Annotated in this window: 19 protein-coding genes and 2 tRNA genes; 12 read left to right on the forward strand and 9 right to left on the reverse strand. The window is 66.1% G+C overall.

Features of this window, described 5'->3' with window-relative positions:
• Window positions 1–289: 289 nt before the first annotated feature.
• From ABZ293_RS31330 to argS, 7 genes are all read right to left on the reverse strand, one after another.
• A complete protein-coding gene (locus ABZ293_RS31330) occupies window positions 290–412 on the reverse strand; it encodes a hypothetical protein (RefSeq protein ID WP_355186532.1) in 123 nt (40 codons plus the stop codon).
• Between the two features lie 223 nt (window positions 413–635).
• The gene (gene rho / locus ABZ293_RS31335; RefSeq protein WP_355186534.1) at window positions 636–2693 is read right to left on the reverse strand and encodes a transcription termination factor Rho; all 2058 of its coding nucleotides are present in this window, start codon (window positions 2691–2693) and stop codon (window positions 636–638) included.
• Between the two features lie 344 nt (window positions 2694–3037).
• A complete protein-coding gene (gene thrB / locus ABZ293_RS31340) occupies window positions 3038–3994 on the reverse strand; it encodes a homoserine kinase (RefSeq protein WP_355186536.1) in 957 nt (318 codons plus the stop codon).
• Window positions 3995–4097: 103 nt separating this feature from the next.
• Window positions 4098–5246 (reverse strand): threonine synthase, encoded by a 1149-nt coding sequence (gene thrC / locus ABZ293_RS31345; RefSeq protein ID WP_355186538.1) that lies wholly within the window; start codon window positions 5244–5246, stop codon window positions 4098–4100.
• The gene (locus tag ABZ293_RS31350) at window positions 5243–6652 is read right to left on the reverse strand and encodes a homoserine dehydrogenase (protein WP_355186540.1); all 1410 of its coding nucleotides are present in this window, start codon (window positions 6650–6652) and stop codon (window positions 5243–5245) included. The genes thrC and ABZ293_RS31350 overlap by 4 nt, the downstream gene beginning before the upstream one ends.
• Entirely contained in the window at window positions 6649–8067 is a 1419-nt protein-coding gene (gene lysA / locus ABZ293_RS31355) for a diaminopimelate decarboxylase (RefSeq protein ID WP_355186542.1), read from the reverse strand. Before lysA ends, ABZ293_RS31350 begins: the two co-directional genes overlap by 4 nt.
• On the reverse strand, window positions 8064–9722 hold the full coding sequence (argS, locus tag ABZ293_RS31360) for an arginine--tRNA ligase (RefSeq protein WP_355186544.1): 1659 nt from the start codon (window positions 9720–9722) through the stop codon (window positions 8064–8066). Before argS ends, lysA begins: the two co-directional genes overlap by 4 nt.
• Before the next feature lie 112 nt (window positions 9723–9834).
• Here argS and ABZ293_RS31365 point away from each other — a divergent pair, with 112 nt between their 5' ends.
• From ABZ293_RS31365 to ABZ293_RS31410, 10 genes are all read left to right on the forward strand, one after another.
• Window positions 9835–10797 (forward strand): DUF3105 domain-containing protein, encoded by a 963-nt coding sequence (locus tag ABZ293_RS31365; protein ID WP_355186546.1) that lies wholly within the window; start codon window positions 9835–9837, stop codon window positions 10795–10797.
• On the forward strand, window positions 10798–11529 hold the full coding sequence (locus tag ABZ293_RS31370; protein WP_354953484.1) for a DUF305 domain-containing protein: 732 nt from the start codon (window positions 10798–10800) through the stop codon (window positions 11527–11529).
• A gap of 126 nt (window positions 11530–11655) precedes the next feature.
• Window positions 11656–11728, forward strand: a tRNA-Arg gene (locus ABZ293_RS31375).
• Between the two features lie 418 nt (window positions 11729–12146).
• Window positions 12147–13157, forward strand: a complete 1011-nt coding sequence (locus ABZ293_RS31380; protein ID WP_355186547.1) for an asparagine synthase C-terminal domain-containing protein — start codon at window positions 12147–12149, stop codon at window positions 13155–13157.
• Between the two features lie 426 nt (window positions 13158–13583).
• Entirely contained in the window at window positions 13584–14225 is a 642-nt protein-coding gene (locus ABZ293_RS31385) for a UTRA domain-containing protein (protein WP_355186549.1), read from the forward strand.
• Between the two features lie 142 nt (window positions 14226–14367).
• A complete protein-coding gene (locus tag ABZ293_RS31390) occupies window positions 14368–15087 on the forward strand; it encodes a hypothetical protein (RefSeq protein ID WP_355186551.1) in 720 nt (239 codons plus the stop codon).
• Window positions 15088–15101: 14 nt separating this feature from the next.
• Window positions 15102–16508 (forward strand): metallophosphoesterase family protein, encoded by a 1407-nt coding sequence (locus ABZ293_RS31395; RefSeq protein ID WP_355186553.1) that lies wholly within the window; start codon window positions 15102–15104, stop codon window positions 16506–16508.
• Window positions 16509–16634: 126 nt separating this feature from the next.
• On the forward strand, window positions 16635–17654 hold the full coding sequence (locus ABZ293_RS31400; RefSeq protein ID WP_355186555.1) for an iron ABC transporter substrate-binding protein: 1020 nt from the start codon (window positions 16635–16637) through the stop codon (window positions 17652–17654).
• A 2-nt stretch (window positions 17655–17656) separates the two neighbouring features.
• The gene (locus tag ABZ293_RS31405) at window positions 17657–19210 is read left to right on the forward strand and encodes an iron ABC transporter permease (protein WP_355186557.1); all 1554 of its coding nucleotides are present in this window, start codon (window positions 17657–17659) and stop codon (window positions 19208–19210) included.
• A complete protein-coding gene (locus ABZ293_RS31410; protein WP_355186559.1) occupies window positions 19207–20259 on the forward strand; it encodes an ABC transporter ATP-binding protein in 1053 nt (350 codons plus the stop codon). Before ABZ293_RS31405 ends, ABZ293_RS31410 begins: the two co-directional genes overlap by 4 nt.
• A gap of 68 nt (window positions 20260–20327) precedes the next feature.
• Here the strand turns inward: ABZ293_RS31410 and ABZ293_RS31415 are convergent.
• Window positions 20328–20402: transfer RNA gene (locus ABZ293_RS31415), tRNA-Cys, on the reverse strand.
• A gap of 270 nt (window positions 20403–20672) precedes the next feature.
• On the opposite strand from ABZ293_RS31415, the gene ABZ293_RS31420 reads away from it, so the two are divergent.
• Both ABZ293_RS31420 and ABZ293_RS31425 read left to right on the forward strand, forming a co-directional pair.
• On the forward strand, window positions 20673–21221 hold the full coding sequence (locus ABZ293_RS31420) for a MarR family transcriptional regulator (RefSeq protein WP_355186561.1): 549 nt from the start codon (window positions 20673–20675) through the stop codon (window positions 21219–21221).
• Window positions 21222–21349: 128 nt separating this feature from the next.
• Window positions 21350–22408, forward strand: coding sequence for an Hsp70 family protein (locus tag ABZ293_RS31425; RefSeq protein ID WP_355186562.1), 1059 nt, complete (start codon window positions 21350–21352; stop codon window positions 22406–22408).
• A gap of 256 nt (window positions 22409–22664) precedes the next feature.
• Here the strand turns inward: ABZ293_RS31425 and ABZ293_RS31430 are convergent, their stop codons facing one another.
• Entirely contained in the window at window positions 22665–23492 is an 828-nt protein-coding gene (locus ABZ293_RS31430) for an enoyl-CoA hydratase (protein WP_355186564.1), read from the reverse strand.
• Window position 23493 lies beyond the last annotated feature (1 nt).

Consider the following 23493-nt stretch of genomic DNA (forward strand, 5'->3'; position numbering starts at 1 on the left):
AAACGCCCCCGGCCCCCGGATTTGTTCCCGCCCAGGTAGTCCCCAGGTTCTCATTGCCGGTTGAACTATTGGCACGCGGTGATCGTGTTCTTACAGAACCCTTAATTCGGGTAGTGCGCTACTCGTGGATACGAACACCACTGTTCATAGAGTTGAAGGCCTGATGCACATCGGCGTGCCGAGACAGAAAGGAGAACCCTGTGAACAGCCGCGTTGCGCTGGCGGTCTTCGTTTCGTTGATTTTCACTGCCGCGGTCGGCTGGTTTACCGCTCCGGATCGCTCGGACACCTACGTGTACGCGAAACCCACTGCCGCACAGTTCGATCCAGCCAATACCGCCGTGAGCACCGGTAGCCCGGCCGCCACGACGGCGATCATCCTGGCCTTCATGATCGCCGGCGCGGCAGGCATCGGCCTCGCCTTCTTCAGCCCCAGAACGCCGAAAGGGCGCTCCCCCGCCTCCCCGCGCCTTTTGCCGGACGTCGGGTGCGTGGAGACCCCCGTTGCGGACCGGCGGCAGCCAGCGAACTCCAGTTCTGGGCGTACCCGACGAGTTACCCATGTGCGCACGAAACCAGTTGTGGCGTATGCGCAAAAAGTACGGGGACTCCGCTCGAGCGGAGTCCCCGTTCATTCACTCGTCCAGCGCACCCGGCGCGGTCTTGCTGACCTGCATCAGGAACTCGAGGTTGTTCTTGGACTTCTTCAGGCGGTCGATCAGCAGATCGATCGCCTGGTGCGAGTCCAGGCCGGACAGTACGCGGCGCAGCTTGTGCAGCACCGCGGCCTCGTCGGGGCTCAGCAGTAGCTCGTCCTTACGAGTACCGGACGGGTTGACGTCCACGGCCGGGAAGACGCGCCGTTCCGCGATCTTGCGGTCCAGCTTGAGCTCGGCGTTACCGGTGCCCTTGAACTCCTCGAAGATCACCGTGTCACCGGTGGAACCGGTCTCGACCATGGCGGTCGCGATGATGGTGAGCGAGCCGCCGTTCTCGATATTGCGCGCCGCGCCGAGGAACCGCTTGGGCGGGTACAGCGCGGTCGAGTCGACACCACCGGAGAGGATGCGGCCCGAGGCGGGCGAGGAGTTGTTGTACGCACGGCCCAATCGGGTGATCGAGTCGAGCAGCACCACCACGTCTTTGCCCATTTCCACCAGGCGCTTGGCGCGCTCGATGGCGAGTTCGGCGACCGAGGTGTGATCTGACGGCGGCCGGTCGAAGGTGGAGGCGATGACCTCACCCTTCACCGAACGCTGCATATCGGTGACCTCTTCCGGACGCTCATCGACCAGCACGACCATGAGGTAGACCTCGGGGTTGTTGATGGCGATGGCGTTGGCGATGTCCTGCATGATCGTCGTCTTACCGGCCTTGGGCGGGGAGACGATCAGGGCGCGCTGGCCCTTGCCGATCGGCATGATCAGGTCGATGACGCGGGTGGTCAGCTTGTTCGGCTGGGTCTCCAGCCGCAGCCGCTGGTTCGGGTACAGCGGGGTGAGTTTGGAGAATTCGGGGCGCCGCTTGGCTGCCTCGACCTCACCACCGTTGACCGTGTCCAGCCGCACCAGCGGATCGAACTTCTGGCGCTGGTTGCTCTGCTCACCATCGCGCGGAGCGCGCACCGCACCGGTGATCGCGTCACCGCGGCGCAGGCCGTTCTTGCGGACCAGGTTCATCGAGACGTAGACGTCGTTCGGTCCGGCCAGATAACCCGAGGTGCGCACGAAGGCGTAGTTGTCCAGCACGTCGAGGATGCCAGCGACCGGCTGCAGAACGTCATCCTCGCGGATCTCGAGCTCGCGGGCCTCACCGCCACCGGCGCCGCCCTCGCGGTCGCGACCACGACGACGTTCCCGGAAGCGACGTCCCCGCCGTCCGCGACCGCCCTCGTCCTCGTCACCGCCACGGTTGGCGTCGCTACGGCCACCGGCCTCGCCGCCACGGCCGCCATTGGCACTGCCGTTCTGACTGCGTTCGCCCTGGCCACGCTCGCCGCCCTGGCCACGCTCGCCGCCCTGGCCCCGCTCGCGACGGCGTTCGCCCTGCTCCTGGTCCGATTTGGGCTCGTCACCACGGGCCTCGCCCGCAGCGGCCTCGCCACCGGCGCGCGCCTGGTCACGCCCGCGGCGCTGCCTGCCGCGACCGCGCTGACCGGCCTCGCGACCGGAATCCTCGGTGGTCTCCGACGGCGCGGCCTCGGCCTGCGCCTGCTCGGCCTTCGGCTCGGCCGACTTGTCAGCAGACTTCGGCGCTGCGGCTTCCGCGACGGTCTCCTGCGCGGGAGCGGCCTTGGCCGGGGCCGTTTTCGCCGGGGCAGGAGCCTCCTTCACCGCGGCGGCGGCAGCGGGCGCCACATCGAGGGTGCCTTGCTCGGCCTTTACCGGCGCCGCCTTGGCGGCATCCGCATCGGACTTCACCTCGCCACGCGCGGACTTCTCCGGCTTCGCCGACTTTCCGGCCTGATTCTCCTTGATGGCGGCGATCAAATCGCCTTTGCGCATTCCAGAGGTGCCTCGGATACCGAGCTCCCCCGCGAGCGCGCGCAACTGCGGCAACAACATTCCAGTCAGCCCCGATCGTGCGACGTCGGTTTGTTCGCTCATCTTCGAAATCTGTCCGGAGTCACTTTCGCGGTCCCCCGTCGGGTTGGAATCCACCCCGGGTGTCGCGAGCAGGTCCGTATCTGTCACGGAAATCCTTTCCTTCCCTCGATTGCCGTGTGCCGTTTCGAGGGTTTCGTCCCGCAGTCCGGGCGTTGTGCCGGACTCGGATGCGAGGGCCGAACGCAAAGTTCGGACCGGCGCTTTTGCCGTATCACCTGCCCCGCCGGACCGGCGGCTTCGCCACCAGTTCCTGAAAGGTGGAAGAGATCATTCCAGTTGCGCAGCTACGCAGCACCCCCATGGCCTGGAGGCTCGAGCCTGGAGCCTGCTGGAGCGATTGCCCTGATGAAGCACCGGCGTCTGATGCGCACGATGTACGGACGTGCTCAGGATAGCTGGCAACCTGGAATCTCGGCAAGGCAGACTCGCCGTCAGTCGACCCGGACGCCTTCCGCGAGTCCCGGCTCGACCACACGCAGGCCGTCGATGGCGGCGAGTTCACGGAGTTCGGCGGGGAATTCGCTGGTACCCAAGGCCAGTACGGTGGGTCCGGCGCCGGATACCGTGGCCGCGATGCCGGCCGCCCGCAGGCGAGCGATCCACGTCGTGGTCAGCGGCAGCGCGGGCGCACGCTGGGTCTGGTGCAGACGATCTGCCGTCGCGGGCAGTAGCAAGTCGGGACGCTGCGTCAGGGCGATGACCGCGAGTGCGGCACGACTGACGTTGAACGCGGCATCGCCGTGTGGCACGACCTCGGGCAACAGGCCGCGGGTATGCGCGGTCGATGACCGCTCTTCCGGAATCAACACCACCGGACGCAGCGCCGGATGCGGATCCAGGCGCACCGCGCGGTAGACGCGACCGTGATCGGATGCCGCGACACCGTCATTGGCGGCGTCCGCGGCGGTTTCGGTCCAGGACACCACGATTCCGCCGAGCACGCTGGCCGCGGCGTTATCCGGATGGCCCTCGAATTCCGAGGCTAGCTGCACCAATTGGTCACTGCCAATGGCCAGTGCGGGATCCAGTTTCGCGGCCAGACCACATCCGGCGGCGAGACCGCCGACCACGGCCGATGCCGATGAACCGAGACCGCGCGAATGCGGAATCACGTTGCGGCACACCACATCGAGACCATCGGCCCAGACGCCCGCCGCCTCCAGGCCGCGCTCGATCGCACGTACCACGAGATGCGAAGGGCCCCATGGCACATCGTCGGCGCCCTCACCCTCCACTCGGATGGTGAGGCCGGAATCGGTAGTGCGCACCTCGATCTCGTCGCAGATACCCAAAGCCATACCGAGCGAATCGAATCCGGGGCCGAGGTTGGCACTGGACGCGGGCACCCGCGCGGTCACGGACAGACCGGCGGGCAGCGTCCTGGTCATGACTCCGCCGCGCTGGTGCTCCGCTCCGCCATGCCCAGAGGGCGCTGTGACATGATTCGCTCGCTGCGCTCGCTCATGCAGTTGGCTCTCGCGCGAATTCAACTCAGGCCAGCTCTAGTTCGTGGGCGACCGCGATCGGGTCGACCGGAATAGCCTGTACCTGCGGCATTCCCGCGAGTGCGTTATCCGGATCCTTGAGACCGTTGCCGGTCACCGTGCATACGACGGTCAGCCCGGAATCCAACCAGCCCTCGTTGCGCGCGGCGAGCAGGCCCGCGATGCTGGCCGCCGACGCGGGCTCGACGAAGACACCCTCGGTCGCGGCGACCAGTCGGTATGCCGCCAGGATCTCGTCATCGGTGGCGGCGCGGAAGGCGCCACCGGACTGCTCCTTGGCCTCCATCGCGCCGTTCCAGGACGCGGGCGCACCGATCCGGATCGCGGTGGCGATGGTCTCCGGCTCCTTGACCGGGGCACCGTTGACCAGCGGCGCGGCACCGGCGGCCTGCACACCGAGCATGCGCGGCAGCCCGCTGGTGATGCCATCGGCGTAGTACTCGCGGTAACCGCGCCAGTAGGCGGTGATATTGCCCGCGTTGCCGACCGGAAGGGCGTGCACATCGGGGGCCTTGCCGAGCACATCGCAGATCTCGAACGACGCGGTCTTCTGACCCTCGATGCGGGCCGGATTCACCGAATTCACCAGACCGACGGTCGGGAATTCCGCGGTGACCTTGCGGGCCAGCTCCAGACAGTCGTCGAAGTTGCCGTCGACCTGGATGATCTTCGCGCCGAGCATGACGGCCTGGGCCAGCTTGCCCATGGCGATCTTGCCCTGCGGGATCAGCACGGCACAGCTCATACCGGCGCGGGTCGCGTAGGCGGCGGCCGATGCCGAGGTGTTGCCGGTGGACGCGCAGAGCACCGCCTGCTGACCGCGGTACTTCGCATCGGTGATCGCCATCGTCATGCCGCGGTCCTTGAAGGACCCGGTCGGATTCAGGCCCTCGACCTTGAGATACACATCACAGCCGGTCAGCTCGGACAGGTGCGGTGCCGGCACCAGCGGGGTGCCGCCCTCGTACAGGGTGACCGGGTCCCAGTCGGCGGCGCCAGCCAGCCGATCGCGGTAGGCGGCGATCAGGCCGGGCCACCGGGAGTGGACTCCGACCTGCGGCGCGACGCCAGTCGTCGGCCCACCCGTCGCCCGGCCGCCACCGTTCACAGAATCGCTGCGCGATGCTGTCGTCATTCTTTGGTGCCTTCCAATCTCAGAACGCTGGTCACGGATGTGACGGACTCCATCTCCGCCAAGGCGGCGACGGTATCCGCGAGCGCCGACTCCGACGCATGGTGGGTGACCACGACCAGGCGTGCACCCTCGCCGTGCCCTTCCTGACGGACGGTGGAGATGCTCACCTCATGCTTGGCGAATTCGCCCGCCACCTTGGCCAGCACCCCGGGACGGTCTGCCACCTGCAGGTTCACGTGGTAACGCGTGGGCGTATCACCAATCGGCGCGATCGGTAGCTCAGCATAAACCGACTCGCCCGGAGCACGGCCACCGTAGAACTTATTGCGCGCGGCCATCACCAGATCGCCGAGCACCGCGGAGGCCGTCGGGGCACCGCCAGCGCCCTGACCATAGAACATCAGCCGACCGGCGTTCTCGGCCTCCACGACCACCGCGTTGAACGCACCGGTCACCGCGGCCAGCGGATGCTTGCGCGGGATGAGCGCCGGGTAGACGCGCACCGAGACGCGCTCCTTACCGCCCTCGTTCGGACCGGGTTCACCGGGGCCAGCGGGGACCCGCTCGCAGATGGCGAGCAGTTTGACCGTGCAGTCCAGCGCGGAGGCGGTCTCCAGATCCTCCGCGGTGATCTTCGAGATGCCCTCGCGGTACACATCGGCCGCGGTCACGCGGGTATGGAAGGCCAGTGAGGCCAGGATCGCGGCCTTCGCGGCGGCGTCGTATCCCTCGACATCCGCGGTCGGATCGGCCTCCGCGTAGCCGAGGCGGGTGGCCTCTTTCAGGGTGACCTCGTAGTCGGCACCGGTCTCGTCCATGGCGGAGAGGATGAAGTTGGTGGTGCCGTTGACGATGCCGACGACCTTGTTCACCCGGTCACCGGACAGCGACTGGATCAGCGGGCGCACCACGGGGATCGCGCCCGCGACGGCGGCCTCGAAGTACAGGTCGGCGCGGCTGCGCTCGGCGGCGGCGGCGAGTTCGCCGGTGTAGTCGGCCAGCAGGGCCTTATTGGCGGTCACCACGGATTTGCCCGCGTTCAGCGCGGCCAGGATGAGGCGGCGGGCCGGATCGATGCCGCCGATGACCTCGACCACCAGTTCGACATCGTCGCGGGCGACCAGCGCGTCCGCGTCGGTGGTCAATAGTTCGGCCGGAATGCCACGGTCGGCGTCCAGGCTGCGTACCGCGACACCGCGCAGCACCACTGGCGCGCCGACCCGGGCCCGCAGGTCATCGGCGTGGTCGCGCAGAATCCGCACCACCTCGGTGCCGACATTGCCCATCCCGAGGACCGCGACGCCGATCGGGCGATCGGTTCCCCACACTCCGAACTTCGCGGCTTCGGGCACACTCGCCACCCGACCACCGGCCGTGATCGAATCGCTACGCGATACTGCGTTCATTGCACCTCCAGGCTGAGCAGATCCGCCACCGTTTCCCGGCGCAGAATGAGTCGCGCTACGCCATCACGCACGGCGACGACCGCCGGACGAGTCAGCTGGTTGTACCGGCTGGACATCGAATAGCAGTACGCGCCGGTGGCGGCGACGGCGACCAGGTCGCCGGGGCCGACATCGGCGGGCATCCACGTGTCGCGGATGACGATATCCCCACTCTCACAATGCTTTCCGACGACTCTGGCGACCACGGGCCCGGCCTCGGAGGAGCGCGAGACCAGGCGGCAGTCGTAGTCGGCCTGGTACAGCGCGGGGCGGATATTGTCGCTCATGCCGCCGTCGACGCTGACGTAGCGGCGGCGCAGTCCGCCGTCGAGTGAGACGTCCTTGATGGTGCCCACCTCGTAGAGGGTGACGGTGCTCGGACCCGCGATGGCGCGGCCCGGTTCGACGGCGATCTTCGGCTCGGGCAGTCCGGCGCGGCTGGCCTCGGTGGCCACCAACTTGCGCAGGCTCGCGGCGAATTCGTCCAGCGGCGGCGGATCGTCATGGGGCAGATACGAAATACCAAGGCCGCCACCGAGATCCAGCGTGGCGATCTGCACGGTGCGCTCGATGCCGAACTTATCGATGGCTTCGCGCAGCAGGCCGAGCATGCGGCGCGCGGCGATTTCGAAACCATCGATTTCGAAGATCTGCGAGCCGATATGGCTGTGCAGACCGACAAGTCGGAGATTATCGGCCTCGAAGACGCGAGCCAGCGCCGCCATGGCATCGCCGCCCGCGATCGAGAAGCCGAACTTCTGATCCTCGTGTGCGGTCGAAATGTATTCGTGGGTATGGGCTTCCACGCCGACGGTGACCCGGACCAGCACATCCTGCACGACACCGGCGCGGCCCGCGATGGCCTCGAGGCGCTCGATCTCGATCAGCGAATCGAGCACCACATGACCGACGCCCGCCTCGACCGCGGCCGTCAACTCGGCGGTGGATTTGTTATTGCCGTGCAAGGCGATTCGGTTCGCCGGGAAACCCGCGTGCAGCGCGACGGCCAGTTCACCGCCGGAGCACACATCCAGTGACAGGCCCTCGTCGCGGATCCAGCGGGCGATCTCACCGCACAGGAATGCCTTGGAGGCGTAGTGCACTCGCGCGTCCGGGCCGAAGGCGGCGACCATATCGCGGCAGCGGGAACGGAAGTCGTCCTCGTCGATGACGAACAGCGGGGTGCCGAACTGGGCGGCGAGTTCCTGTACCGAGACACCGGCCATCCGCACGACGCCGTCGGCGTCACGAGAAGCATTGCGTGGCCAGACATTGGCGGGCAGATCGATCATCTGCCCGGGACCGCTCGGACGCTCCGCGAGGCTGGGTGCGTGCGGGATTTCTGCGTGCCGGGGACCGGCAGGATGGACACTCACATGCGCTCCGGTGCACTAACGCCGAGCAGCCCGAGGCCATTGCTCAGCACTTGACGGGTGGCATTGGCCAGGGCGAGCCTGGCGGCATTGGTCGGGGTGACGGGTTCATCGCCGAGGGGCAGCACGCGCAGATTCTTATTGGTCTGGAACCGGTGGTAGGCACCGGCCAGTTCCTCCAGATACCGTGCGACGCGGTGCGGTTCCCGAAGACTCGCCGCACTGGCGACCGCACGCGGGTACTCGCCGATGGTGCGGATGAGTTCGCCCTCTTCGTCGGCGGTGAGCAGACCGAAATCCGGTGTCACCGTGTCGTATTCGAATTCGGCGGCGTTGCGCGCGATGGACGCGGTCCTGGCGTGTGCATATTGCACGTAGTAGACCGGGTTTTCGTTGCTCTGACTGGTCCACAGGTTCAGGTCGATATCAATGCTCGAGTTGACCGAACTGCGTACCAGCGAGTAGCGGGAGGCATCGACGCCGATGGCCTCGACCAGGTCGTCGAGGGTGACCACGGTGCCAGCGCGCTTGCTCATCCGCACTGCCACACCGTCTTTGACCAGGTTGACCATCTGCCCGATCAGCACCTCGACGGTGGCCGGATCATCGCCGAACGCGGCAGCGGCGGCCTTCAACCGGCCGATGTAGCCGTGATGGTCGGCACCGAGCATGTAGATGCACAGGTCGAACCCGCGCGAACGCTTGTTCTGGAAGTAGGCGATGTCACCGGCGATATAGGCGGCATTGCCGTCGCTCTTGAGGACCACCCGGTCCTGATCATCGCCATATTCGGAGCTGGCGATCCACCAGGCCCCGTCCTTCTCGTAGAGATCGCCGGAATCCTTGAGCTTGGTGACGGCCTGTTCGACGGCACCGGACGCGAACAGCGAACTCTCATTGAAGTACACATCGAAGTCGGTGCCGAATTCGTGCAGCGACTCCTTGATGTGGGCGAACATCAGCTCGACGCCCGCGGCACGGAACAGCTCCGTCTGCTCCTGTTCGGACAGGGTCAGCGCCTCGGGGTGCTCGGACACGATCTTGGTGGCGATCTCGCCGATGTACTCGCCTGCGTAGCCGTTCTCCGGAGTCGGCGCGCCGGTGGCGGCGGCGACCAGCGATTTGGCGAAGCGGTCGATCTGCGCGCCGTGGTCGTTGAAGTAGTACTCGCGGGTCACGTCGGCGCCCTGCGCGGCCAGGATGCGGCCCAGCGCGTCACCGACCGAGGCCCAGCGGGTGCCGCCGAGATGCACCGGACCGGTCGGATTGGCGGAAACGAATTCCAGGTTGATCCGGGTGCCCTTCAGGGCGTCCGAGGTGCCGTAGCTCGCGCCCGCGGTCAGCACCTGGCTCAAAATCGCGCCCTGCGCGGACGCGGCCAGCCGGATATTCAGGAAGCCGGGACCGGCGACCTCGGCAGTTTCGACGGCATCGGCGTTGGCGAGGGCCTCGGCGAGCCAGGTCGCCAACTCGCGCGGATTCGTTCCGGCCTTCTTGCCTACCTGCATGGCCACATTCGTGGCATAGTCGCCATGTTCCGGATTACGGGGGCGCTCCACGTTGACCTCGTCGGGCAGGACCGCAGGGTCCAGTCCATGTTCGACAAGCACCTTCGCCGCGGTCGCGCGAAGGAGATCTGCAAGGTCAGCTGGAGTCACGAGTCTCTATCCTATGGTCTGGGCAGGTGTACGCCTCGAGTGGGCACCTCGGCGGAGCACTCCGCAACCACCCAGCACCATGGATCAATACATGGAAAGAGCACAGCGAGCTATGCCGAGCAGCACGAGCGCCAAATCGGCCAAGGCCGTCCGGGCCGCGGGAAAGGTCGCACCTTCCCGCAAAAAAGGTGACGGCAAGGTACCGATGGGCAAAGGCCCGTTGCGGAAGCGCCAGATCCCATGGCTGGTCATCGGTGCCGCCGTGGTGATCGTCGCACTGATCGGGGCACTCGCCTTCAGCCTGGTGCCGAAGTACCGGGACAAGGCCGAACTCGAGAAGTTCACACCGACCGCGCAGAAGAAGGATCCCTCGGATCAGATTGCCGGGGTGACCAAGAAGGATTACCCCGCTGGCCTGCATGTCGCCGGGACACAGCGGGTCGCCTATGACCAGACGCCGCCGTTCGGCGGTCCGCACGACCAGGTCTGGGCGAACTGCATGGGCGTGGTGTACAGCAAGCCGATTCGGGTGGAAAACGCGGTGCATTCGCTCGAGCACGGCGCGGTGTGGATCGCCTACAACCCCGACAAGGTCGACGCCGCGGGTATCGACGCCCTGAAGCAGAAGGTCGAGGGTAAGCCGTTCACGCTGATGTCGCCGTTCCCGGGCCTGGCGTCGGCGGTCTCGCTGCAGTCCTGGGGTCACCAGCTGAAGTTGGACAGCGCCGACGATAAGCGGGTCAACCAGTTCATCACGGCACTGCGCGAGAACCAGTACGCCTACCCCGAGGTGGGCGCGAGCTGCTCCAACCCCGCCTTCGACGCGAACAATCCGACGCCGTATGACCCGACGCCGCCCGGACCCGACGCGGTTCCGATGGACGGCAAGGGCCTGAGCCAGGACCAGACCGAACTCGGCGGCGCGGCCGGTGGGCTGCCCGGCATGCCCAATATCCCCGGCGTGCCCAGCATCCCCGGCGTGCCCAGCATCCCCGGCGTGCCCAGCATCCCCGGCGTGCCGAATATCCCGGGTATGCCCACCGGAATTCCGACCCAGCCCACGGAAGGTCAGTAGATGCCCGCCGATACGGATATCGAACCGGACATTGCCACCGATTCCGCGGGTTTGGGCGCACAGGCGCAGCGGCAGCGCACCCCGCTGCTGGTACTCGGCGCGATCGGCATTCTGCTGATCGGATTCGCCGTCGGCGTGCTTGCTCGGCTCCCGCTGGACGGCAATTCCGAACCCGATCCCGGCGCGGTCGATATCGGATTCAGTCAGGACATGTCGGCGCATCACGCGCAGGCGGTCGAAATGGCCGGTGTCGCGCTCATCGGCTCCACCGATAACGATGTGCGCAGGCTGGCCTACGACATTCTGACCACCCAGCAGGGCCAGATCGGCCGGATGCAGGGATGGCTGCAGATGTGGGGTAAGCCGAATCAGAATATCGACGGCTTTATGGGCTGGATGACCGAACAGCCCGGCCACGCGCACTCCGGCGTGGGTGCCACCTCGGGCCACACCATGTCCGGTCCATCGTCATCGATGCCGGGCATGGCGACCACCGCGGAGCTCACCGCATTGCGCCAGGCCACCGGCCCCGCCCTGGACACGATGTTCCTGCAACTGATGCTGCGCCACCACCAGGGCGGACTCACGATGATCCAGTACGCGGCCCAGCACGCGGAAACCACCGCCGTGCGCACCCTCGCCGCCGCCATGGCGACCACCCAGCAGGGCGAAGCCCAACTGATCACCACCATGCTCACCGCACGCAACGCGACGCCACTGCCGCTGAACTGATCACAGGTGTCGGGCCGGAACCGAAACTCCCCGGCCCGGCACACTTTTTGGCGGACGCCGATCAATGCGATACGCTTGGCCCCGCCCGATCGCCCGCCACACCCGGCGCCGTTCGAGATCTATCCCGCCCTCGTAGCTCAGGGGATAGAGCGTCTGCCTCCGGAGCAGAAGGCCGCAGGTTCGAATCCTGCCGAGGGCACGCAGGCCACCTGCCAGAACCACTGGTAGGTGGCCTTTTTCGTGCCCGAACCTCGGTGTCGTGCAGTTACCGTGAGTACCCGCGTTTTGCCGTCTTCATCCGCTGTGTGTTGCACGGTTTATCGCACGCCTCGGCCCGGCGAGACATGGAGCCGATAACGGTAGGGTTCTCAACCATGCATCCGTCGAACCGCGACCGCCGGACGGGCGAACATGCGGAAGGATCGCCAGTAGGCGCGATCCGAAGACGATCCCGCACCACACGTACCGCGCGAGATTGCGGCAGTCGACTTCAACGACCGGCACGAGATCGTTTTCACAGGTGTTGAACCGATTCCCAGTCATGTGGCAGACCTGTTCCCAGAGGGCAGCTGTGCTGCTGGCCGACTGATCTACCCGACACAACTGGAACGGTGGACATGACCAACGAAACCAACCTGATGCCCCAAACCTCGGAGCCGCTCCAGTTTGTCTCCGATCTACTCGGCGACGTCGCAGAGCCGAATGCGGCCGGTCGCACCGTCACCGATCCGACCGACGCAGCCCGACAAATTGCCCAGGAGACTCGCTCTCGTATTGCAGCCGTCCTGGACAAATTCGCGGGGACACCGGCCGTCCTATTGAGCGGAGGCATCGACTCGATATATGTCGCCGCTGTCGCTGTCGAACTCGGCGTCAAGCCCGTTGCCATAACCATTGTGACCGATGGCCAGTCTGACGAATCCAACGCAAGTAACGCAGCCGCCGAGCTGGGTTTGCGGCACGACATCATCCAGTTGAGCACTGATGAAGTTGACGATCTGTCCCGCGATGTCATGCGTCGACTCGGCACATCCGAGCTTTGGGAAGTAACCGCCGGTATACCGCTGCTTGCCGCTCGTCGCAGCTTCGACACCATCCCAAATCTGGGCGCCATCCTCACCGGCAGCGGAGCCGACGCCATCTTCGGTGGCGGACAAAAACTCAGCTACCCAGCAACTTCTCCAGAAGCACGGGAGGAACTCGATCGGCTCATCCGCACCGAGTCGGCTGCGAACTTCCGCTATGACCGACTGGTGCCGCACTTCTATCCCGCCCTACTCGACCACTACGGCGAACGGCTGATTCATGTCTTTCAGACCGTGCGATGGTGGCGGATTGCCGAACACTTCGCTCCAACAGCACTTTTCGGCGAGCGCGACGGCCGCTCTATCGACAAGTTCGCCCTGCGCATCGCATGTGATAATCAGCTCCCAGCAGGTGCCGAACATCTCGCCTGGTCTGCGAAAGCGCCGATTCAGCGCTCATCGGGCCTCATGTCCGTTCTGGCCAACTCGGCCCGCACCTACGCCGCGAACTTGCCAGGCGCACGAACCTACACCGATCCAATGAACGAGGATGCCGAAGCTGTCGCCACTCGGCTGTATCTATCAATCCTCCAGCAGAGCTAGCCCGAGACGGTCCCCACCCAAGCCAGCTCCTCGGGCGTCGGCTTGCGCCGAATCGGGATGGCTGGGAGGAACTCCGCCGTCCGCGGCCAGCCAGCTCGAGCACGATTGCCCGCCCGATATTCCGGCCCGAGCCCGTGACCAATGCGGTTTTACCTGCAATTCCGAAGTCGTCACTCATTTGCGCTGTCCTTTGGTCAGGTTGCTTCCCGATACGACTGTCGCGGTGGGCACCTCGGTCGACCTCGTTGAATCCCCTGGTCATGCCCGAGATGCCCGGCCTCTCCCAGCGTCGCATCACGTCACCTGCGCATCCCCGCCCTCCGCATAGGCCAATGATCTCGCTCGACTCGGACGAGTCGAGCACCACTCGGCGGGTTTGGGGTGCATGGTGGTAGTGGGCGTCAATGACACGTTCGAGGAGCGCCAATGGGTGCGAAGTATGAGCGGATCGCGGGCGATGTGCGGCACCGGATCGTGGCGGGAGGGCGGGTTCGGCGTGCCGCAGAACGTTATCAGTGGGAGAAGGATCGAGCGTTGCTGTCGGAAGCGATCCGAAGGACTACAGGCGCAACCGAATACGACACCGGGCTGAGCATCGGCGATCTGGAATTCTTCGCCCGCTACCAGACGATCGAGGCGGATAGCGGCGTCGCCGCCGTCTTCGAGGTGCCGGTCGGAACCCGCATCTTGCGCCGCGACTATCGAACCCGACTCAAGGGCGACGGTTCCCCGGTCAGTCTCACCACGTCGTATTTGGTCTACGGCGTGGTGGCAGCCAATCCGAGGCTGCTCGATGCCGATGAGGAACCCTGGCCCGGTGGCACCCAGCACCAGCTGCACACCGTGAATATCGAGATCGATCGCATTGTGGAATCCATAACCGCGCGTCCGCCGAGCGCGACCGAGATGGCGGAACTCGATATCCCGTCCGGTGTCGCGGTCTTGGCCGTACGCAAGCAGATGATCGATACGAAAGGACGTACCGTCGAGTTCTCCGACATCGTATTGCCGGGTGACCGCACCGAATTGGTATTTGTAACTCAGCTCAGCCGATGGGACAGGCCATGACGCAACGTGTGGCGGTAGGCGGCTCGGCTCCTTGGGACAGCTGTCCTGATTCGAAGGTGGATCGCCGCTCGGTGTTCCGGTCGCGCAGGTGCACGTTGCCGTAACCTTCCACATAAGCCGGGGTGAGTGGGAGGACACGTCGATGACATATCCGCCGGGTGGGCAGCCGCCATTCGGACAGCCGCAGGAACCGGAGCAACCGGGTTATGGGCAGCCCTATCCCCCGCAGACCGGGCAGGGGTATCCGCAGCCAGGGGGTTATCCGCCGCCCGGCGGCCAGGGTTATCCGCCATCCAGCGCGCAGGGGTATCCACCACCCGGCGGTCAAGGGTATGCGCCACAGGGTGTGCCCGGATATCCGCCACCGGGCGGAAATCCGCCGGGCTACCCGGGTTATCAGCCGCCGAAGCAGCGCAGGACTGGCCTGATCATCGGACTGCTGGTGCTGGTGCTCGCCATCGCGGGTGCGGTGGCAGCGGGCGTGGTTCTCACCGTGCAGGGCAGGACGCCACTCGCCTCGGATGAGAAGAAGATCGAGGTGGCCATCCACGATTTCTACGACACGCTCGGATCGCGTGGTTTCGCCGCCGCGGCGGCGAAGGCGTGCGCGGCCGACCGTGCCGACTTCGACACGCTGACCGAAGAGCAGAAGAAGGATTTCGATAGCGCCAAGGTCGAGGTCAGCATCGACAAGATCGACGATATCGTCGTCACCGGTGACCGCGCGACGGCCCGGATCACCGGCAAACTCACGCTGACCATTCCGGGCGAGACCCCCGATACCGACACCGGCACCACCGAACACCTGCGCAAGGAAGACGGGACGTGGAAGGTCTGCTCGGCGGAGGCGGGTAAGAACTGACGTAATCTCGTCGAATGAGCTGCTGCGGACCGTCGCGTCGGACCTTCCTCAGCGCCGTCGGATCGGCCGCGTTGATCGCACTCGCCGCACCGGGTTCGGTTCGGGCCCAACCGAATCCGCTCTTGGCGACCGATCTGGAGATCGTCACGGTCACCGATCGATCGGTGATTCTCACCTGGACGACGGTGGCCCCGGATCCCACCGGACGACTGCTGCCGGTCGATACCGACGCCCAGGTGCGCTTGGGTCCGGCGGACTCACCGCTGGCACCAGGGACGGTCTACGCCGAGGACGAGCGGACCCCGTTCCACTACGCCGAGATCGATGGCCTCGAACCCGGCCGCACCTACCGATTCGAGGCCTGGTCGAACGGCGCCAAGGCCGCGCCCGCTGTCTCGCTGACCACCGTCACCCCTGGAAGTCCCGAATCCACAGGCGAATTCACCACCCTGACCCCGCCGCCGGGCCGCCAACTGCACACCATCGCCCTCGCCAATGATGTGCACTACGGCGAACAGATCAGCGGGCTCATCGTCGGCAGCCTGCCGCCGGGCTTCCAGCAGGAGCCGGGCCTACCGCCGTATCCGGAGGTGATGCTGGCCGCACTGCTCGATGATCTGCGCCGCCCCGACCGCGGCGCCGACACACTGCTCATCGCGGGCGATCTCACCGCCGAGGCGCGACCGGAGGAATCGCGGGCGGTCCGCGCACATCTGGACACCTGGGGCATGCCGGGCCGCGACTACTTGGCCGTGCGCGGCAATCACGACCGTCCGCACATCGGATCGGAATATCAAGGCTGCCTCCCGGCACCCGCGGATCATCACGACTGCTGGGCCGAGCAGTTCAATCCACGCCAGCAACTGATCGAGCACGAGGTGCGGGGCCTGCGGCTACTCGGCCTGGACACCAGCGAACTCGACGGTTCCGGCGGCAGCATCGAACGTCCGCAATTCGACCGGCTCGGCGAACTGCTGCGCACCGATCCGGACCGCCCGACGCTGGTATTCGGCCACCACCCGGTGACCACCGAATCCGGTCTGACCAATACCGCCGGACCGGGTTTCGTCCTCAACCGCTCCGACAGCCTCGAACTCCAGACGCTCTACGAGCGCGCTCCCGGAGTATTTCTCCAGCACAGCGGCCATACCCACCGCAACCGTCGCACTCGTCCGGATACTGGCTGTGCGGTGGAATTCCTCGAGGTGGCAGCGGTCAAGGAGTATCCGGGCGGCTACAGCCTGCTGCGCCTGTACGAGGGCGGGTACATGATCAATTTCTACAAAACCCGCACCGCCGCTGCGCGCCGCTGGAGCGCGATGACCCGTGGTGAATACTTCGGGCTGCTGCCGGATTACACGCTCGGCACCTTCGCCGATCGCAATCACGTTGTGCTGCGGGACTTCTCGGGACTGAGCTGACTCGCACGGCGAACCACGGCGGCCGCAGCCGTACCGATACCATCCGCGCACGTCGGACGCGGTATCTTGCTTAGGTAAGCCTCATCATATGAAGTGGAACCTTGCAGGTGTCGGAAGGACTCGAACATGTCGATCAGATGGAAATCGGTTTCCGCAGCGCTGGCCGTCAGCGTCGCGGCGCTCGGCCTGACGGCCTGCTCGAATTCCTCGGACGACAAGAACGAGATCACCGTCTACAACGCCCAGCACGAATCCCTGACCAAGGAATGGGTGGACGAGTTCACCAAGGAGACCGGCATCAAGGTCACGCTGCGCCAGGGCGGTGACACCGCACTGGGCAATCAGCTGGTCGCCGAGGGCGCCGCCTCCCCCGCCGATGTCTTCCTCACCGAGAACTCACCCGCCATGGCACTGGTCGAGAACGCCGGACTGTTCGCCGACGTGGACAGCAAGACCCTGGACCAGGTGCCAGCGCAGTTCCGGCCGTCCACCGGGAAGTGGACCGGAATCGCCGCCCGCTCAACGGTTTTCGTCTACAACAAGGATAAGATCGCGGCCGACCGGCTGCCCGCGTCGCTGCTGGATCTGGCGCAGCCGCAGTGGAAGGGCCGCTGGGGTGCTGGCGTTTCCGGCGCCGACTTCCAGGCCATCGTCGCGGGTCTGCTCGTGCTCAAGGGCGAGGACGCCACCAAGGCCTGGCTCAAGGGCATGAAGGACAACGCCACGGCGTTCCCGAACAATGTCGCGACCATGAAGGCGGTCAATTCCGGCCAGCCCGACGGCGGTGTGATCTACCACTACTACTGGTACCGCGACCAGGCCAACACCAAGGAGAGCAGCAACAGTACCGCGCTGCACTACTTCAAGAACCAGGATCCCGGCGCCTTCGTCTCGGTTTCCGGTGGCGGCGTGCTGAAGTCGAGCAAGAAGCAGGAGTCGGCACAGAAGTTCCTGGCGTTCATCACATCCAAGGCGGGGCAGGAGATCCTGCGCGACGGGACCTCGTTGGAATACCCGGTTGCCAGTGATGTCGCGGCCAATCCGGCGCTGCCGCCGCTGTCCTCGCTGCAGGCACCGGCCGTCGACCCGAGCAAGCTCGACGCCAAGAAGGTGACGGCGCTGATGACCGACGCGGGTCTGCTCTAGTCATGGCCCTTCGGACCGCTGTCGCCGCACCCCGGGTCGGGAGACCGGGGCCGCTGGTCACGATCGTCGCCCTACTGCTGGTGGCGGCGACGTTCGTGCCGCTCGGCTACATCGTGTCCACCGTCTTCACCACCGGCCCGCACGAAGCCGCGCAGCTGGTGTTCCGCCCGAGAGTCGGTGACCTGCTGCGCAATACGGCCGCGCTGGTGCTCGTCACCGTGCCCATCTGCGTGGTGCTCGGCGTCGGGCTGGCGTGGGTGGTGGAGCGGACGAATGTGCCGGGCGCGGCGTGGTGGGGGCCGGTCTTCGCGGCGCCGCTGGCCGTGCCCGCGTTCGTGAACAGCTATGGCTGGGTCAGCGTCTTCCCGACCATGCACGGACTGTCGGCGGGCGTGGTGATCTCCACGATGTCGTATTTCCCGCTGGTGTATCTGCCCGCGGCGGCCACCTTGCGCCGCCTCGATCCGGCGGTGGAGGAATCGGCACGCGCGCTCGGTTCCGGCCCGGTCGCGGTGTTCACCCGAATCGTATTGCCGCAGTTGCGATTGGCGATTCTCGGCGGCGGGCTGCTCATCGCGCTGCATCTGCTCGCCGAATACGGCGCATTCGTGATGATCCGCTTCGACACCTTCACCACCGCGATCTTCGAGCAGTATCAATCCAGCTTCGCCGGTCCGGCGGGCAGCATGCTGGCGGGTGTGCTGGTGCTGTGCTGCCTGGTGTTGCTCGCGGCCGAGGCGGGCGCGCGCGGTAAGGCGCGCTACGCCAGAATCGGCAGCGGTGCGCCGCGTGCGGCGACCCGAGTTGCGTTGGGACCGAGCACGATTCCGGTGCTCCTCGCATTGGCCGCGGTTGTCGCCTGCTCGATCGGGGTGCCGCTGTGGACCATCGTGCGCTGGCTGCGCATCGGCGGTGCGCGGGTCTGGGATATCACCGAGATCGGTACGGCGCTCGGGCAGACCATCGCGCTGGCGGCGATGGCCGCGCTGATCACCACGGTGTGCGCATTTCCGGTGGCCTGGATCGCAGTGCGCTCCACCTCGGCATTCGCCCGAACTGTGGAGGGCGCCAACTACATTACGAGTTCGCTGCCCGGCATTGTGATCGCGCTGGCCATGGTGACCGTCACCATTCGGTGGGCGCCGCCGCTCTATCAAACGGTGGCCATGGTCGTCGCGGCATATGTGCTGATGTTCCTGCCGCGGGCGCTGGTCAGCGTGCGCGCCGGACTCGCGCAGGTGCCGGTCGGGCTGGAAGAAGTGTCGCGCTCGCTGGGACAGTCCGGTCCGGTCACCTTCGTTCGCGTCACGCTGCGGCTGACCGCACCCGCCGCGGCCGCCGCGGCCGCGCTGGTCTTCGTGGCCGTCGCGACCGAGCTGACCGCGACATTGCTCCTGGCCCCCAGCGGAACTCGCACCCTCGCAATGCGATTCTGGTCGCTGTCGGGCGAATTGGACTACGCCGCGGCCGCACCCTACGCACTCATCATGATCGTCGCCGCGATTCCGGTGACATATCTGCTGTTCACCCAATCCAGGAAGGCGGCCGGGCTATGAGTCGGCTTGTCGTGGACGACGTTTCGAAGACCTTCGGCCAGCAGCAGGTGCTGGGCGGAATCAGTTTGGACGTGCCCAATGGCAGTTCGACCGCGGTGGTCGGCTCGTCGGGTTGCGGTAAGACCACGCTGCTGCGGGTGATCGCCGGATTCGAGGCCCCGGATGCTGGTTCGGTCGCCATCGGCGCGGAAACCGTGACCCGCGACCGCTTTTCGGTACCGCCGCAGCGGCGCAATGTCGGCTATGTCGCGCAGGACGGTGCACTGTTCCCGCATTTGACCGTCGGCCAGAACATCGCCTATGGCCTGCACCGCGGATTCTGCGGTCTGCGCCGCGGTAAGAGCCGGGTGAACGAACTGCTGGAGATGGTCTCGCTGGATCCGTCCTACGCCGACCGCCGTCCCCATCAGCTCTCCGGTGGCCAGCAGCAGCGCGTCGCGCTCGCCCGCGCCCTCGCCCGTAAACCCGATGTCATGCTGCTCGACGAGCCGTTCAGCGCACTCGATGCCGGGCTGCGCGCCACCACCAGACAGGCCGTGGCCGAGACGCTGCGTGCGGCGGGTATGACCAGCATTCTGGTCACCCATGACCAGGAGGAGGCGCTGTCCTTCGCCGCGCAGGTCGCGGTCATGCGCGAGGGAGTATTCACCCAGGTCGGCGCTCCGGAAGAGGTCTACGCGGCGCCCACCGACCTGTTCACCGCCAAGTTCCTCGGTGATTGCGTGCTGCTCGACGCGGTGGTCGACGGCGATATCGCCAAATGCGCACTCGGCCGGATTCCGGTGCAGAGGTCGGCGCCGTCGGGTCGGGCGACCATCATGATCCGACCGGAACAGCTTGTTGCGCATGTGGTTTCCGATGGTGAACCGAGCAGTGGGATCGTGTGCGATGTGGAGTTCCGCGGGGCGGATGTGATGCTGACCATCACACTCGACGGTGACACCGATCCGGTGCTGGTGCGCCGTGCCAGCGTCGCCGCGCCGACCGTGGGTCAGCGGGTGCACTTGGACGTGCTCGGCACCGCCGTGGCCTTCGAAGCCGCGGCCTGAACCACGGACACCCGGCTCGGCGGTGGCGTATCACCGAGCCGGGCACCCATGGCGGCGCACCCTTATCTTGGAGCGAGCGGCGGGAATTGAACCCGCGTAAACGGCTTTGCAGACCGTTGCCTAAACCACTCAGCCACGCCCGCCTCGCCATGAATATTGCCGTCGCCGCATCGAATTGCCCACGATTGCGCTCACCGTGATCTCAACTGGCGAGCAATGATCGAAACCCGTCACGGCGGCCCCATCCGGCGCGTCACATCGCGGCAACTGATTTCGCAAGGACATGAGTGCCCCACCGGGTACGCGCAAATCTCGGCCGGGCACTCGACCACCGGTCCGCAATGCAACTTTCGCCGCACTCACCGGTCGACGGAAGCCCCGGGAAGGCGGGGGAACATGCAATGATCGGAGCCATGTCACGGCCACGCCCACTCCCGCAGGATCCGATCGAGGAGGCCCATCGCCAATGGGTCGGCCACGGCTGGGGCGATGTCGCCGACGGCATGGCGGCGGTGACCTCGCTGGTGCGGGCCCAGCAAATCGTGATGGCACGGGTGGACGAGGCACTGAAACCGACCGGTCTGACCTTCTCCCGATATGAACTTCTCATGCTGCTGTCTTTCAGCAAGACCGGTGCACTGCCGATGGCGAAGGCCAGTGCGCGCCTGCAGGTGCACCCCACCAGCGTGACGAATACCGTCGATCGACTGGAGGCCGCGAAACTCGTCGAGCGTGTGCCGCATCCCAGCGATCGGCGCGCCACCCTTATCGAAATCACCACTGCCGGAAGGGAATTGGTAGCTCAGGCAACCGAGGAACTCAATGCGAAGGTCTTCGCGCTCCCCGGACTTCCGCCGGATCGGCTGCACACCCTGCTGCAATTGCTCGCCGAATTCCGCCATGCCGCTGGCGACTTCGACACCGGTGACGCACCGGCACGCTGGTCGACCCACGCGGAGTAGCAAACCGGCCAGACCGGTCGGTCTATACACCGCCCCGACGACCAACCGGTAACGGTCTGGCATCCAACTAGCGAATTCCCCGCCCCGTCGTCTTGGCAGCGAACCCGAAAGGGTTCACCATGGATTCCATGGTGCTGGTCTTGGGGGTTTCGGCGGGCGCTGGTGGTGCTCGCGCGATGCTGACACATTCCGATCAGCCGCACCTCCCTCCGATTGATCGCTGTCAGGTGCCGCGTCGGGCGGGTGGTGGGGTCGAGGAACCGGTCTTCGAGGCGATTCGGCAGATGCGCGCGGCCGCCGACCGGCGCGACGAACTGATCAGCGGAACCGCCGTCACCTGTCGCTGCCCGCTACACGCCGACGCCATCCGAACCACCGCGGACCGCAACCGGCTCACCATCGTCGACGAACCGCTGGCCCAACTGCGGTACCTGCGTTTCACCGGCCGCCTGCCCACCAGCGGTTCGGTTATCCTCTACGACCTCGGCAGCTCCGGCCTAACCATCACCCACGCCGACTGCCGGACCGACACCATCCTGTCCAGCAAACGCAGTACGGTGCTCGGCGGCGATGGCTATGACGCACTGCTGCGCTGGCAACTCGCACGCGGCGGGGTGCTCACCGACAAGCCGACCAGCCGCAGGCACCGGGAAAAACTCAGCAGCGCCCGTGTGATCACCGCCATGGACACCAACTCCGGCGAGCGCGCCGTGGTCACCCGCAGCGACCTCGCCGAATTGTGCGCCGCTGGCATCCACCATTCGGCCTCGTTCGTCCGCCAATTGATCGAGGAAACCGGAGTCCAGCCGGAGGCGCTCGTCCTACTCGGCGGCTGCACCCGAAACCCCAGCATCCGCGAGGAACTGACCGAAATGATCGAACTCCCGGTCATTTACGACTCCGAGCCGGAGTACGTCTCGGCCCGCGGTGCCGTCCTGCTCGCCGCCGAACGCCCCATCGGCGATGTGCGCATGGCGCGACTGCGCAGCGGAGCGCAGCCGGGTTCCCTGCTGCCGACCACCGTCGACCGCCGCAAACTCATTGCCGCGGCTGCGGTTACGATCGCATTGGGCGCAACGATCGTCGGCCTCCTCGCCATCGACCACACCGCCGCTCAGCGCCCGGACGGCGGCAACGCCCCGACTCCGGTGGAGATCGTAGGCATCCCGGCGAAGCCGTTCAACTGAGCGTCCAGCACGAGCGGGCGCACACGCCGTCTCGCTGCCCTCCAGCAGGGCGCCCACGCTCGCGCATATTCGGCGGGGATCGCGCATTGCGTGCACCGTGTGCGAGGTCGCGACCTGGGATGCGGGGACCGCCACCGCGGATCTGTCGCAATCGTTTCGGCAGCGTGGCCGTCACTGATTCGAATACACCTGTGTCCGGCCGAGATTCACTCGGCCGGGCACGGTGCTTATTCGAATACCTCAGTGCGGCAAGGTGTCAGCGGTTGGTGAACATTGCCGGACGCTTCTCGACGAAGGCGGCCATGCCTTCCTTCTGATCCTCGATCGCGAACAGCGAGTGGAAGACTCGGCGTTCGAAGCGCAGGCCCTCGGACAGGGTGGTTTCGAAGGACCGGTTCACCGCTTCCTTCGCGATCATGGTCACCGGGAGCGACATCGATGCGATGGTCTCGGCGACCTCGAGTGCGGTGTCGAGCAGTTCGGCCGCGGGGACAATGCGAGAGACGAGTCCGGCGCGCTCGGCCTCTTCGGCATCCATATTGCGGCCGGTGAGCACCAGATCCATGGCCTTGGCCTTGCCGATCGCTCGGGTCAGGCGCTGCGAGCCACCGATGCCAGGGATGACGCCGAGTTTGATCTCCGGCTGACCGAATTTGGCATTATCGGCGGCGAGCAGGATGTCGCAGATCATGGCCAGCTCGCAGCCACCACCGAGGGCGTATCCGGCAACGGCGGCAATGGTCGGCTTGCGGAACTGCGCCAGCCGGTCCCAGCGGGCGAAGTAGTCGTTCATGAACATATCCATGTACGACTTGGGCTGCATCTCCTTGATATCGGCACCGGCCGCGAAGGCCCGCTCCGAACCGGTGATGACGATGGCGCCGATCGCGTCATCATGCTCGAGTTCGTCGAGCGCGGCAATGACATCGTCGAGGACCTGGGCATTCAGCGCGTTCAGCGCCTTGGGGCGGTTCAGCGTGATCCAGCCGACCCGGCCCTTGCGCTCCAAAAGAATCGTCTCGAAATCGCGCCCACCCGTCGCCCGGCCGCCACCCCCCACGGAATCGCTTCGCGATACATCCATC

This window comes from Nocardia sp. NPDC005998, assembly GCF_040614395.1.
In the GTDB taxonomy this organism is placed as follows: domain Bacteria; phylum Actinomycetota; class Actinomycetes; order Mycobacteriales; family Mycobacteriaceae; genus Nocardia.